The organism is Actinosynnema sp. NPDC023587, from assembly GCF_040640215.1.
In the GTDB taxonomy this organism is placed as follows: Bacteria; Actinomycetota; Actinomycetes; order Mycobacteriales; family Pseudonocardiaceae; genus Actinosynnema.
In genome coordinates this window covers 190,269-203,120 of record NZ_JBFABG010000005.1, presented here as the reverse complement: position 1 = coordinate 203,120, position 12,852 = coordinate 190,269, and the positions used below count along the sequence as shown (strand labels likewise).

At 73.3% G+C, this 12,852-nt stretch carries 11 protein-coding genes; 5 read left to right on the top strand and 6 right to left on the bottom strand.

From position 1 onward, the window contains the following. Window positions 1–66: 66 nt before the first annotated feature. Genes AB0G01_RS16625 through AB0G01_RS16615 form a run of 3 tightly spaced genes read right to left on the bottom strand, consistent with a single transcriptional unit; the run spans window position 67 to window position 3,667 of the window. The gene (locus AB0G01_RS16625) at window positions 67–2,232 is read right to left on the bottom strand and encodes a hypothetical protein (RefSeq protein WP_360945885.1); all 2,166 of its coding nucleotides are present in this window, start codon (window positions 2,230–2,232) and stop codon (window positions 67–69) included. After that, window positions 2,229–2,645: a GtrA family protein gene (locus AB0G01_RS16620; RefSeq protein ID WP_360945882.1), complete on the bottom strand. Its 417-nt coding sequence runs from the start codon at window positions 2,643–2,645 to the stop codon at window positions 2,229–2,231. The genes AB0G01_RS16625 and AB0G01_RS16620 overlap by 4 nt, the downstream gene beginning before the upstream one ends. Continuing rightward, complete coding sequence (locus tag AB0G01_RS16615; protein WP_360945879.1) at window positions 2,642–3,667, bottom strand: glycosyltransferase family 2 protein; 1,026 nt, start codon at window positions 3,665–3,667, stop codon at window positions 2,642–2,644. Before AB0G01_RS16615 ends, AB0G01_RS16620 begins: the two co-directional genes overlap by 4 nt. 195 nt (window positions 3,668–3,862) lie before the next feature. Here AB0G01_RS16615 and AB0G01_RS16610 point away from each other — a divergent pair, with 195 nt between their 5' ends. The 4 genes from AB0G01_RS16610 (at window position 3,863) to AB0G01_RS16595 (ending at window position 8,091) form a co-directional block, all read left to right on the top strand. Next, the gene (locus AB0G01_RS16610; protein ID WP_360945876.1) at window positions 3,863–5,695 is read left to right on the top strand and encodes a PIG-L family deacetylase; all 1,833 of its coding nucleotides are present in this window, start codon (window positions 3,863–3,865) and stop codon (window positions 5,693–5,695) included. 46 nt (window positions 5,696–5,741) lie between these two features. Then, a complete protein-coding gene (locus AB0G01_RS16605; RefSeq protein ID WP_360945873.1) occupies window positions 5,742–6,119 on the top strand; it encodes a S8 family serine peptidase in 378 nt (125 codons plus the stop codon). Further along, on the top strand, window positions 6,116–7,090 hold the full coding sequence (locus tag AB0G01_RS16600; protein ID WP_360945870.1) for a pirin family protein: 975 nt from the start codon (window positions 6,116–6,118) through the stop codon (window positions 7,088–7,090). The genes AB0G01_RS16605 and AB0G01_RS16600 overlap by 4 nt, the downstream gene beginning before the upstream one ends. A 449-nt stretch (window positions 7,091–7,539) precedes the next feature. Next, window positions 7,540–8,091 (top strand): GNAT family N-acetyltransferase, encoded by a 552-nt coding sequence (locus tag AB0G01_RS16595; RefSeq protein WP_360945867.1) that lies wholly within the window; start codon window positions 7,540–7,542, stop codon window positions 8,089–8,091. A 41-nt stretch (window positions 8,092–8,132) separates the two neighbouring features. Here the strand turns inward: AB0G01_RS16595 and AB0G01_RS16590 are convergent, their stop codons facing one another. The 3 genes from AB0G01_RS16590 to AB0G01_RS16580 form a co-directional block, all read right to left on the bottom strand. Beyond that, window positions 8,133–8,996, bottom strand: coding sequence for a geranyl diphosphate 2-C-methyltransferase (locus AB0G01_RS16590; protein ID WP_360945864.1), 864 nt, complete (start codon window positions 8,994–8,996; stop codon window positions 8,133–8,135). A gap of 913 nt (window positions 8,997–9,909) precedes the next feature. Beyond that, window positions 9,910–10,473, bottom strand: a complete 564-nt coding sequence (locus tag AB0G01_RS16585; protein WP_360945861.1) for a hypothetical protein — start codon at window positions 10,471–10,473, stop codon at window positions 9,910–9,912. A gap of 122 nt (window positions 10,474–10,595) precedes the next feature. Continuing rightward, window positions 10,596–11,642, bottom strand: a complete 1,047-nt coding sequence (locus tag AB0G01_RS16580; RefSeq protein ID WP_360945858.1) for a hypothetical protein — start codon at window positions 11,640–11,642, stop codon at window positions 10,596–10,598. Window positions 11,643–11,866: 224 nt separating this feature from the next. Between AB0G01_RS16580 and AB0G01_RS16575 the strand changes: the two genes are divergently transcribed. Continuing rightward, window positions 11,867–12,820 (top strand): hypothetical protein, encoded by a 954-nt coding sequence (locus AB0G01_RS16575; protein WP_360945855.1) that lies wholly within the window; start codon window positions 11,867–11,869, stop codon window positions 12,818–12,820. Window positions 12,821–12,852: the final 32 nt, after the last annotated feature.

Below are 12,852 nucleotides of genomic sequence, written 5' to 3'. Positions count from 1 at the left end.
CCCCCCCGGGGGGGGGGGGGGGGCCCCCCCCCCCCCCCCCCCCACCGCTCAGCCCCGAGCCGCCGGTCACGCGTTGGCGAGTTCGCGGTCGACCTCGACGGGGGAGGGCACCTCGGGCCGGCGCGCCCGCCACCGCAGGACGCCGGCGCAGGCGACCGCGCCGAGCAGGCCCAGCAGCGCCAGCGCGCCGCCCAGCGGCAGGCCGGGCGGGGTCCACCGGAGCGCGACCCGTCCGGCGTCGACGTCGGCCGGCAGGTCCACCACCAGCAGCCCGGCCGGACCGGACCGGGCGGTCAGCTCCCGCCCGTCCAGCTCCACCCGGTACCCGGGCCACGCCAGCCGCGCGAACACCAGCGACCCCGCCCGGCCGCGCGGCTTGGTGAACCGCACGGCCTCCTCCCGGTCGTCCGGCGCGATGTCCTCGACCACCCGCACGCCGGCCGTGGCGTGCGAGAGCCGCCCGTCCGGCCACGGCAGCGGCTGGTCACGGGTCAGCACGGTCTCCTTGCCCGACCGGAACGACACCCGCCACCCCTCCGGCGGCCGGGCGTCCGGCCGGATCTCGTTCTCCACCACGACGCTGCCCACCCGCATCAGGTCGGCCAGGGTGCGCCCGTCGAGATCGGTCGGCGCGAAGATCCGGTCCAGGCTGCCCGCGCACGTGCCGCCGTGGTAGACCATGCACGTCGCGTTCGCGAAGTCGCGGAACTGCATCCCGGTGTACGACCCGACCGACGACAGCCCGACGACCAGTCCGACGTTTCCCGGCAGCACCGTGCCCACCGGGAACGTGGTGCCCTCGTGCGGCGGGGTCTGCGCGCGCAGCTCGGTGATCGACCGGGGGTGGTTGTGCACCGCCACGTCCCCGTTGAACGGGAACCACGCGGTCTGCGCCACGAGCCCCGCGGCGACGCCGGCCACCAGCACGCCGTACACGGCCGCCACCCGCCGCCGCCGTGCCAGCCAGATCACGAGCACGACCCCGACGACCAGCAGCCCCAGCGCGACCAGGTGGTGCCGCCACTGCCACGGCCCGGCCGAGAACGTGAGGTACGCGGTGAGCGCCAGCGCGCCCCCGGTGACCAGCGCCCGCCGCCGGAAGTGGTCCAGCCTCGGCCCGCCGGTGAGCAGGACCGCGAACAGCACGCCGAGCGCCAGGTACACGACCTCCAGGTGCCGCAACGGGAACCGGAACATCCACAGGTTCGACGGCCCGACCGCGAACAGCAGGTAGGCCGCCGCCACCGCGAACACCGCCGCCGGCGGACGCCACCGCGCGCGCAGCCGGTTCCAGTGCAGCCACGGCAGCAGCGGCACGACGAACCACGCGAAGTACACCGACGGCGTGATCATCCGGATGCTGGGCCCGAACCCGCGCACCATCGGCTGGTGGCTGGCCATGCTCAGGTTCAACAGGTCGGACAGCCTCGGCATCAGCACGCCGTCGCTGCCGAACCCCTGGCCCGCCCGCGCGGTCACCGCCGAGCTGCCCAGCAGCGGCAGGTACACCAACGGCACCAGCAGCGCCACCAGGCCGCCCACCACGAGCAGCCGGACCAGCGCCGCCCGGTCGTGCGCGAGCCACGACTCGACCAGCAGCGCCGCCATCACCACGCACACGCCCAGCAGCCCGTACGGGTTGCCCGTGGTCACCGCGAGCGCCCCGAACAGGAACGCCCACAGCGGGCTGCCCGCGCCGCGCGCCACCCGCCGCGCCGCCCACCAGGTGAACGGCAGCCAGGTGAACGCCATCAGCCCGGCCGCCCAGGTCGCGGCGTCGTAGTAGAGGGTGAACCCGCTGAACGGCAGCGCCACCGCGATCGCCGCGGCCGGCCCGCGCCCCGCGCCGTACTCCCGGCACAGCAGGTAGGTGCCCAGCGCCAGCAGGACCAGGAACCCGGTCTTCACCACCACGGCGGCCACGGCGAGGTCGTCGAACCGCGACACCAGCACGAAGCTCGCGAGGTTGACCGGGTTCCAGATGCCGAACAGCGCCTCGGCGGCGAAGTTGCCGCCCATCCAGTTGTCGACGTCGAGCAGCGGCGGCCAGTCGCCGTCCAGCAGCCGCCCGCCCAGGTGGTGCCAGGTGGGCAGGAACTGGACCGCGCTGTCGTCCCAGACGTAGAACAACCGGTTGCGCAGGAACGGGATCTGGGCGATCAGCGCGACCGCCGCACACACACCGGACGCGACCAGCGGACCCCGCGCCGATCGTCGGACGAGCGTCGTCACGACGTCCGTTCCTCTTCCCTGACCAGTGGCGCGGCCGGCCCGGGACGTCCCAGGATCACGAGCTGCGCGATGATGAACGTGAACGGGATCGCCACCACCGCCGCGAGCAGCGGCGCGATCCCCTGGTCGACGTGCAGCCACGTGACCAGCGCGTACAGGCCCGCCGTGGTGACCACGAAGTTGGTCACGTTGGACAGCGGGAACAGCAGGAAGCTGCGCACCGACGGTGGCGTGCGGAAGGTGAAGTAGCAGTTGAGGAAGTACGACCCGACCATGGCGAGCACGAACGCCGTCACGTGCGCCACCAGGTACGGGAAGACCAGGCCGAGCAGCAGGTACAGGCCGTAGTACACGCCCGTGTTGACCACGCCGACGAGTCCGAAGCGGACGATCCGCCCGAGCCGCCCGGTCACCGCGTCGTCCGCTCGGTGAAGGGCCCGGCCACGACGTCGCCCATGATCTCCGCCGCGTGCTCGGCCACCTCGCGGCCCAGCGGCAGGGTCACCGGGGTCGGTCCGGTGCCGGCGGACTCCTTGACCAGGAAGTGCGGCCGGCGCTTGGACTCGGAGTAGATGCGGCCGACGTACTCGCCGATCACGCCCAGGAACAGCAGTTGCAGACCGCCCAGCACGAGCACGCCGCACATCAGCGTGACGTAGCCGGGCACGTCGACGCCGTGCCACACGGCGTTGACCAGCACCCAGATCGCGTACCCGAACGCGATCGCGGTGACCAGCGCGCCGAGGTGGATCGCGATCCGCAGCGGCTTGGAGTTGAACGACACCACCCCGTCGATGCCGTAGTTGAACAGCTTGCGCGGCGTCCAACTGCTGTTGCCGTTCCGGCGGACGACGTTGTCGTAGTCGACGACGGCGGTGTCGAAGCCGATCCAGGAGAACAGGCCCTTGGAGAACCGGTTGTACTCGCCCAGCGAGAGCAGCGCCTGGACCGCGCGCCGGCTGAGCACCCGGAAGTCGCCGACGCCGTTCTGCAACTCGACGTCGACCACCTTGTTGATCACCTTGTAGTACAGGTTCGACACGAGCTTGCGCACCGGGGCCTCGCCGCGCCGGGTGCGCCGGGCGATCACCTGGTCGTAGCCGGTGCCGATCAGCGCCACCATCCGCTCCAGCAGTTCGGGCGGGTGCTGGAGGTCGGCGTCCATGATCGCCACCAGGTCGCCGGTCGCGTGGCCCAGGCCCGCCAGCATGGCGGCCTCCTTGCCGAAGTTCCGGCTCAGCGCGAGGTACTTGAAGCGCTCGTCGCGCTCCGCGATCAGGCGCAGTCGCGGCAGGGTGCCGTCCGTGCTGCCGTCGTCGACGAGCAGGACCTCGAAGTCCCCGCCCACCGCCGGGAGCGTGCGCATCAGCGCGGCGTAGAGCTCTTCCAACCCGGCTTCCTCGTTGAAGCACGGGACCACTACCGATATGCGCACAAGTCCCCTCGAAACCCCTCAAGACACTGCTGTGCCGAACTGGCCCATCGACGTGGAATCCCACCTGTCAACGACGCTCCGCACCGCGGTTTCGTTGTCAGGCGTCGCGTTGGTCACCGTTTCTGCGAGGTCGCCTTCCTGTCGGTAGCCTGTCGGTCGCAGCAGGGGTGGAATGCGACTGGGGGCACTGGGTTCATGGCGCGTGCACGGCCGTTAGCACTGCTCGTGGCGTTGACGCTGGCGGTGTTGGTGGCCTGCGGGGACCCTACCGCACAGCCCGCGGGAGCCGGCGAGGTCGCACACCTCCAGGTGGTCGCGCACCACGATGACGACCTGTTGTTCATGAATCCGGATGTACGCGATGGTGTCCGTTCCGGAAACCGCCTGATGACGGTGTTCCTCACCGCGGGCGAAGCCGGAGAACCGGATGCGAACGACTACTCGGCGGCTCGTCAGGCGGGCACTCGCGCCGCCTATGCGCGGATGGCGGGAGCACCCGATGAATGGTCCGGCTCGGCCCTGGTGCTGGCGGGCGGGCGCACCGCCGAGCGCTACTCGCTGAGGTCGCGACCCCGGGTCGAGCTGGTCTTCCTCAACCTCCCCGAGGACGCCGACCCGCGTGCGGAGGGCGGCCGGGGCGCGCTGGGCCGGCTGTGGCGGGACCGGGGCGGCTGGGTGTCGGTGACGACGCTGGTGCCGACCGGCGGCCAGGTGTCGGAGCCGTCGCGCTACACCGGCAACGGGTTGATCAGGACGCTGGTCAAGCTGATGGAGGGGTTCCGGCCGACGGTGCTGCGCACCCAGGACGCCGACCCCGATCCCGACTACCCGTTCTGGCAGCCGCTGCACGACCACCCGGACCACGTGATGAGCGCCCGGTTCGCGGAGGCGGCGGCCCGGGTCTACCGGCGGTCGCCGGACCGCCCGGCGCTGTCGGTGGTCGGCTACCGGGACTACAACACCGAGACCGCCCCGGTGAACCTGAGCCCGGAGCAGCAGCAGGACAAGGTCGACCACTTCGCCGCGTACCAGCGGCACGACCGGCTGGCCCACGGCCCGGCGTCCTACGACCGCTGGCCGCGCCGGATGTACTACCGGTGGGACCCCGGCACGTCGTGGGTCGGCCGGGCGCGGGACGGGCGGCTGCACGCGTTCGCCGTGCGCGGCCGGGACGTCGTCGGGTGGCGGCAGTCGGGCGACGGCTGGGAAAGCCTGGCACCGGACCGCCCGGACGGCCTCCTGGCGGCCGGGCTGGCCGTCGGCACGGGCGTCGGCGGGCTCACCGTGTGCGGCCGGCGGCTGGACCACCGGGAGCTCGCCTGCCGCGACGACCGGGGCTGGGTCGGCGTGGGCAGCCCGGACCCGGGTGACGCGCGGGTCGGCCGGCCGGCCGTGGCCGCGCACCGGGACGGGCGGTTGGCGCTGTTCGTGCGGGACGCGCGGGGCGGGGTGAGCCGGGTCGAGCAGGACGGCGGGGGCCGCTGGGGTGCGTGGGACCGGCTCGGCGGCACCGACGTGCGGGACGGGGTGAGCGCGGTGCCCGGTCCGGACGGCGTGCCCGAGGTGTACGCGAGCACGGCCACGTCGGTGGTGCGGTGGTCGGGCGGTTGGGACGCGTCCTTCCCGGCGGTGGCACCCGGCGGTCCGCCGGTCGCGGTGGCCGGTGCCGGGGGGACGACGGTCGTGGTGCCGGTGGCGGACACGGGGGAGGTGCTGCGCGCCACCCGTTCGGGTGATTCGTGGTCGGCTCCGGTGCGCGGGCCGGGCCCGGGTGGTCCCGGTGGTCCGGCGGCGGTGGTCGCGCACGGCGCGGTGGTCGTCGTCGGGCGGTCCGGCGACGGCGGCGTGACCACGGACGCGTCCGGGACGTGGGCCGGGATCGGCGGCACCCCGTTGGACTACCCGGCGGCGGCGGTGGATTCGGCGGGTCGGGTGGTGGTGGTGCTGGTGGGTCCGGACGGGCGGCTGCACACGTCGGTCCAGGCAGCGGCGCGGGGCGCGTTCGGCCCGTGGCGGGCCACACCCTGACGGGTGGTCCGCCCGCGCCGACGCACCCGAACCCGGCGGCGGCCGGGTGGTCGCGGTCGGCGGCCACCCGGCGGAAGGGGAGCTCGCGGCGTACAGCCCGCGACTGCCGTGGGTGACCTGCACGGCACCCGGCGACGTGGTCAGCACCTTCCTCGACGGGCGGGTGCGACGGCGGCAGGACGTCGTGGAGTTCGGCGGGTTCGCGCGGTGGAAGGGCACGTCGATCGCCACCGCCGTGGTGAGCGGGATGGTCGCGGCGCGGACGGAGCCCGCCCCCGGCGGGGTGTCGGCGGACCGGGCGTCGGCCCTCCTGCTGGAGGAGGGGACGACCGTGCGGCGACCGGGACGGGTGGAGGTGCCGCGAGGTGCTTCCCCCCGCAACTACCATGGGTGGGTGACGTGGCGGCCGGGGGCGACCCGATGAGCAACACCGAGACCAGTCCCGCCGAGGTGGTGTGCGCGGCGACGGCGGGGTCCGGCGTCGAGGTCCTCGCACCCCGGGCCGTGCCGCTCGGCGGTCCGCGCGCGATGACCGTCCGCCGCACCCTGCCGCAGCGCGGCCGGTCCATGATCGGCGCGTGGTGCTTCGCCGACCACTACGGCCCCGACGACGTGTCCTCGACCGGCGGGATGGACGTCGCGCCGCACCCGCACACCGGCTTGCAGACCGCGAGCTGGCTGTTCAGCGGCGGGATCGAGCACCGCGACAGCCACGGCGTGCACGCCGTGGTGCGGCCGGGCGAGCTGAACCTGATGACCGGCGGCCGGGGGATCTGCCACTCGGAGGTGTCGCTGCCGGGGACCTCCGTGCTGCACGGCGTGCAGTTGTGGATCGCCCTGCCCGCCGCCCACCGCGACGCGCCCCGCGACTTCCAGCACCACCGCCCGGACCCGGTGCGGCTGCCCGGCGCGACCGCCCGGGTGTTCCTCGGCACGCTGGCCGGCCACACCTCGCCGGTGCGGGCGTTCACCCCGCTGCTGGGCGCGGAGCTGGTGCTGGAGCCCGGCGCGGCCCTCGAACTGCCGGTGGACCCGGTCCACGAGCACGGCGTGCTCGTGGACCGGGGCGAGGTGGAGCTGGCGGGCGTCCGGCTGTCCCGGGCCGAACTCGGGTACACGGCCCCGCAGGTGGGGACGCTGCGCCTGACGAACCCCGGCGGCTCGCCCGCCCGGGTGATGGTGCTGGGCGGCGAGCCGTTCGGCGAGCAGATCGTCATGTGGTGGAACTTCGTGGCCCGCGACCACGAGGAGATCGTCCGGTACCGCGACGAGTGGCAAGCCGGAACCGACCGCTTCGGCCAGGTCGCCGGCTACCCCGGGGCGCGCCTGCCCGCCCCGCCCCTCCCGAGGGGCCGCCTGCGCCCGCGCGGCAACCCGCCACTGCCCGGACGCTGACCCGGTCCCGGACGCCACCGACCGGACCCCGGGGGCGATCACCCGAAACGGCACGCGGGTGTTCCGATCCGCCGCCGCGACGAGGCGTGCGAGGAGATGTCGGACAGGGCTGCCGCGCCCGGCGCGGGCGAATCGGCCCACCGCAAGGACGGTGGTGGCCGGTCCGGCCACTCGCTGCGCGGGGTGCTGACGGGAACGCGGTCCGACGGGACCGGGGAGACGCGGGACCGACGCCCGCGACGTGCGCTCACAGCGCGGGGGCGTCGCCGCCCTTTCGTTCTGGCATGGTGGTGATGGTCGCAGCCGGCCGGCCGCCCCCGCAAGGCTTTTCCGCCGAGGTGTCCCGGGAGATCCGCTGTTCTCCGCCGACGAGGGCGGAATCGTGTCCTTTGTGGACGGTAGGTGGGGCGTAGAGTCCCGGCGGGACTGTCCGGGCGGAGGGGGACGTGGTGCGGATTCGGCGAGGGGGACCGGCCGACCTGGCCGTGCTGATGGCGATGCTGGACGGCGCGGTGGCGTGGCTGGACGCGTCCGGGCGCACCGGGCAGTGGGGCAGCGAGCCGTGGTCCGCCGACGAGAAGCGGGCCGCGCGCGTCGCCGCGCGGGTCCGGGAGGACGCGGTGTGGGTCGCCGAGGTCGACGGCGAGCCCGCCGGCGTGCTGACCCACGCGCCGCAGGCCCCGGAGTACGTGCCGGCGATCGACGAGCCCGAGCTGTACGTGCGGATGCTGGTCACCTCGCGCGCCTTCACCGGCCTCGGGGTCGGCGGCGCGCTGCTCGACCACGCCCGCGACCAGGCCCGGCTGCTGGGCGTGGGACTGGTCCGGGTGGACTGCTACGCGGGCGGCGACGGCCGACTGGTGCGCTACTACGAGGGCAACGGTTTCACGCGGGTGCGGGAGTTCCTGGTGGGGGACTGGCCGGGCCAGTTGCTGGAGGACCGGATCGCCCCGCCACGCGCCGACCACCGCGACCCGGACCGCGCCATTCACCCCGGGTGACCGGGGGCGGCGGTGACACCGGCCCCGGTCACCCGCTCACGTCACCGCCGGCCCTGCACCCGGTCCGCGACGATCATCAGGTAGTGGAAGCTGTTCTCGCGGTACGCGGTCAGGAACGACGATTCGACGCCCGTCGCCACGGACGACTTCTCCCGCAGTTCCCAGTACGGGATGGTGTGCGGCGTCAGGTCGACCACTTCGATCGGCACCAGGTTGTTCGCCGCCATCGCCTTGAAGTACGCGCTGCGCGGGTGGACGCTGCACGTGTACCGCTCGTCGATCTGGCTGACCGCCTTCGACCGGCCGCCGGTCAGGTCGTTGTAGCAGCCCGTGATGCAGACGTACCGACCGCCGTGGGCGAGCAGTCGGGAGAATTCGCCGAACAGGTCGAACAGGTCGACGTACATGGTCGTCTCATTGGTCCACACGCCGGTGAAACCGCCGGTCTCGAAACCGGTGTCGAGCATGTTCCGGAAGTGGAACCGGACCTGGTCCGCGACCCCCCACTTGGCGGCCTGGTTGTTCGCGAATTCGACCTGCTTCTCGGAAATCGACACGCCGTCCACCCGGCAGTCGTAGCGCCGGTTGGCCATGATGCTCGTGCCGCCGCGCCCCGAACCGCCGTCCAGCAGGCGGTCGTCCGGGCCGGTGCCCGCGAACCGGTCGATCAGGAAGTCGGCCTGCGCGGTCTCCAGGCGGTGCAGCTCGGCGATCACCCGGGCGTCCCGCGTCTCCTCGGGACCGGCCAGCACGGATTCGTCGTACGGACCGATTCCGTAGTGGTGGTGGTAGATCCCGTCGACCTCGCCGAGCCGGATGTTCACCGGGTCCCGCTCGGCGTTCCAGTACGCCGCGACGGACCGCTGGTAATCGGTGCGCAGCACGCCGGGAGCGACAGTGGTCATGGGCGGGTGTTCTCCTTTTACGCACGCGCCGGCGCGAACTCCATTGCCGGCGTATATGAATGCACCAGATTGCCGTGAGGCGGATTATTCCGCGGTCGCGACCGTGGTCGACGCTAGCATCGGCTATTTGACCGTGTACAGTCGCCCGAATGGGTAGGGCGGTGGGTCGAACAGGGTGACTGGTCCGGTTGGTACGCCGGGACGCGCCGATTCGGTCGACGCCGCGATTCGCGCGGGACGGACGGTATTCGCCGCGCCCGCGAGGCGGTGCGGGAACGCCGCCACCGCCGGTCGCCGGACCGGGACCGCCCGGACGGCCGCGTCGGTTCGTCACCCCGGGTAGTCGAGCCGGCTTCGGCAGGACGCGGACCCGCACGGTCCGTCACACCCGTTCGCCGTACCGGGAACGTCCGTCCGCCGACGGCCGGCACCCGTCAGGCCGCCCCGGCGGCGGTGAGCGGGAACGCGGGCGAGGACCAGTGGTCGAACAGGGGCGTGACCACCACGTCGGCGAACCCGGCGCGGGCGACCTGCACGGCCCGCGCCGTGGCGGGTTGCTCCCACGTACTCGGCCGGGCCGCGATCGCAGGTCTCGGCCAGTAAACCCAGGCGCTGCCCGGGGGAGAGGTCGGGGACCTCGAATTCGTCCACGGCGAGCGTCCCGACGTGCGGCGCGAGGGCGGCCGGCACGTCGTCGCGGACGTCGTGGGGGAGGGTGTGCAGCGCGAACGTCGACCGGGCCACGTCGACGCCGGCCCGAGCGGGAACCGACCCCCGCCGCCACCTCCCGCGCCCGTTCCGGCTCACCGGCGGTCAGCGCCCCCATGCGGAAGTGATCGTCATCCGCCCGGTCTCGCGGCCCGCCCGTCACGCGGGCCGGCGGGCGGAATCCGTCACGCCGGCCCGGTGCGCATCACAGGAAGGTCGTCAGCGCGACCGGCACGGCCAGGCCCGACAGGCCGTTGAGCAGGCAGTCGAGGTTGGGGTTGGCCACGCCGACGGTCTGCGAGGTGGTGCCGGCCAGGGTGCCGGCGGTCTGCCAGGTGGTCAGTTGCACGGTCCCGTCGAGCACGTTGGTCCGGACGGTGAAGTCGAACGCCGTCCGCTCGTCGCCGGGGGACCACTCGATGGTCCCCGAGCCGGTGATGGTGAGCAGCAGGTTGCACGGGATGCCGCCGAGGCTGGTGACGGTGCCGGAGACGGGACTGGCCGTGCCACCCGCCAGGTGCGGGTGGGAGCCGTCGGGCGACAGGCAGTTCGACAGGCTGGCGACGGCGACCACCGACGCCGTGGTCTGCACGGCGGTCAGGGATGGGCTGAAGCTGAGTTGCACGTTCACGGTGCAGGTCAGCGCGGCGACCTCGGCTCCGGCCGGCGGCGCGACCGCCGTGGCGGACCCCAGCGCGAGGAGGGACGCGGCGGCCACGGCCCAGGCCCTGAGCCGGTTCCGCGTGCTCGTTCCCAGATGTCTCGTCATGTGCCTGCTCCCAGGTCGAGGACGAACCAGCGGTAATCACTCGACCACGCACGGTCATCGGGCACAAGCGGCCGAAGGAGTCGCTGTCACCGGAGTCGCCGCCGGCGAATCCGCGAACGGGGTCAGGAGTCGTCCACGGCGTCGAGGTGCGGACCGACGAGGTCGTTGAGGTAGCCGGGAAGCGTGCCGGGGCGGGCGTCGCCGACCGAGAAGCGCGCGCTCCGCCGCTGCCAGTCGTAGTTGCCGCGCACGACCGACACCAGGGCGGTGCGCACGTACCGGTCGACCCGGTCGCGCTGCTCGGCGGTGAGGTCGAGCGCCGCGCAGATCCGGGAGGTGCGACCGCTCAGCCGCTGGAACGCGGCCAGGCGGTCGTCGACCATCCGCCGGACGCGCGCGACCGCCGGTCCGCGCCGCGCACCGCGTCGTTCGAGGAAGAGCACGGCGTTGAGGGCGTCGTCCCGGGCGCTCTCCTTGATCGTGGAGGCCACGTCGTTGCACAGGACGACGATCTCGGTGGCCAGGTCCCGCATCGCCTGGACGTGGTGGCTGTGCAACACCTCGTCCGGGATCTCGAAGTGCTGGGTGCGCTCGCACAGGTCGTACACGGGCGTGGTGCCGATGCTCGTCGCGCGCAGCCGGAGGTAGTCCTCCACGGAATCGCCGGGCATGGCTTCCCGCGCGACGGATTCCTCCAGGTTGCCGACGAAGTACCGCCGCCACTCGCGGGCCGCCCTGACCCGCCACGCCGCCGACATCCCCCGGCAGGACCGGTCCCAGAGATCCGCCCACGCGGTGACGACCGGGCCGGCCCCGGCCGGCGCGGGTCCGGCGGGTCGGGACGTCAGGCGCAGCAACTCCTTGCTGACCGCGACCGCTTCGGCGCGCAGGCCGCCGGGGTGGTCGAACTGGTCGTCGAACAGGAAGAAGAACCCCATGACGTCCGCGCCCAGGCGCAGGTCCGCACCGCGTGCGTCGGGGAAGAACCGGCCGGCCAGCTCGGTGAGCCGCCACCCGTCCACCCGCCGGGCGGCGGCGTCGCTGCGCAGCATCCCGTGCCCGCGCAGCCACGCCATCGAGTCCGGGTGCACGGCGGACACGTCCGGGCTGATCGCGCGGGGGAACGGGATGCGGAACTCCGTCTGCTGCGGTGTGACCGGTCTGCCCACCTGCGCCACCTTCCTCGGGTCGCCCCGGTCAGGATCACCGGAGCGGTTCGGGCGGGGCAACGGCCGACCAGGTGGTTGGTCGACCGGTCGGTCCGGCCACGAAGGGACCGCCGCGCCGGCTCGTCCGACACCGCTGCTCCATCGGTGCGACCCGGTGGAAAACGGGGGGCCGGTGCGGGATGGTCGAAGCGGCAACCACTGCCGCCGACGAGGCCGGGGGCGTCATGACGCGTGTGCGGTTCGTGCCGGGTGACCGCGAAGTGGACCTGGACCGCCTGTCCGCGTCCGACTACGCCGCGATCACCGCGTTGCGCGGCACCGTGCGGCGCGGTGATCGGGTGTTGTTGTGCGTGGACCAGCCCGATCACGACGAGATGTTCGTTCGCGAGGTCGGTGGTCGGTACTTCGCGAGCCACTTCGCGGGTGGCGGCCACGGCGCGCACGAGATCCGGCCGGAGCCCGACGAGCACAAGCGGCAGCGGGAGTACTGGCAGCGGGCCGGGGACGACGCCGAGTTCCGCAGTGACAGCTCGCTCCGCACGAGCGCCGGGAACCTCCTCGACATCGCCATCCACGGACCGACGCGCACGGGGGTGGCGGTGTCACGGCCCCGGGTCACCGCCGCCGCCGCGCGGCGCAGCACCGGGCGGTCGCACCGCGCCGGGTGGTTGTCGCTGTGGTTCACGGCGGCCGACCGCGATCCGAGGTGGCTGCACCGCGTGCCGTCCGTGGGCTGCAACCACATCGCCTGGGACGACCTGCCACCGCGCGGTTCGGCGGTGGCCACCGGTCTGCGCAAGGTCGGCGTCGCGCGGTGCACCGTGCACGACTTCCCGGTCTGCCCGGAGGGCAACCGCAACCACTGCGGGAAGGAGCACCCGACCCTCGTGCCCTGGCCCGGGGTGACGCTGGACCACGTGGCGTACCTGGTGCCGTCCGGGCGGGCGGTGCCGCTGGTTACCGTCAAGGACCGGATTTTCCTGGTGCCGCCGGAGGGGTTGGGGTTCTACGAGTCGGTCACCGGTCGTCCCGCCCGGTACCTGCCTGAAAAGGTCTCGCATTCCGCGCTGCGGTGCGTGGAATGCGACACCGCCCTGCACTGGATTCGTCCGGGCCGCGTCCGGTGCGAGCGCTGTTTTCCGATCATGCGCCTCGCGACTTCTCCTTACCCGCTCTGAGGAACGCGTCCGCGCGGGACCGCAGTTCGGCG

Bases quoted from the DNA above. Each gene is read 5' to 3' on its own strand.
- AB0G01_RS16610 (WP_360945876.1), top strand. From the start codon at position 3,863: ATGGCGCGTGCACGGCCGTTAGCACTGCTCGTGGCGTTGACGCTGGCG.
- AB0G01_RS16600 (WP_360945870.1), top strand. From the start codon at position 6,116: ATGAGCAACACCGAGACCAGTCCCGCCGAGGTGGTGTGCGCGGCGACG.
- AB0G01_RS16590 (WP_360945864.1), bottom strand. From the start codon at position 8,996: ATGACCACTGTCGCTCCCGGCGTGCTGCGCACCGATTACCAGCGGTCC.
- AB0G01_RS16585 (WP_360945861.1), bottom strand. From the start codon at position 10,473: ATGACGAGACATCTGGGAACGAGCACGCGGAACCGGCTCAGGGCCTGG.
- AB0G01_RS16575 (WP_360945855.1), top strand. From the start codon at position 11,867: ATGACGCGTGTGCGGTTCGTGCCGGGTGACCGCGAAGTGGACCTGGAC.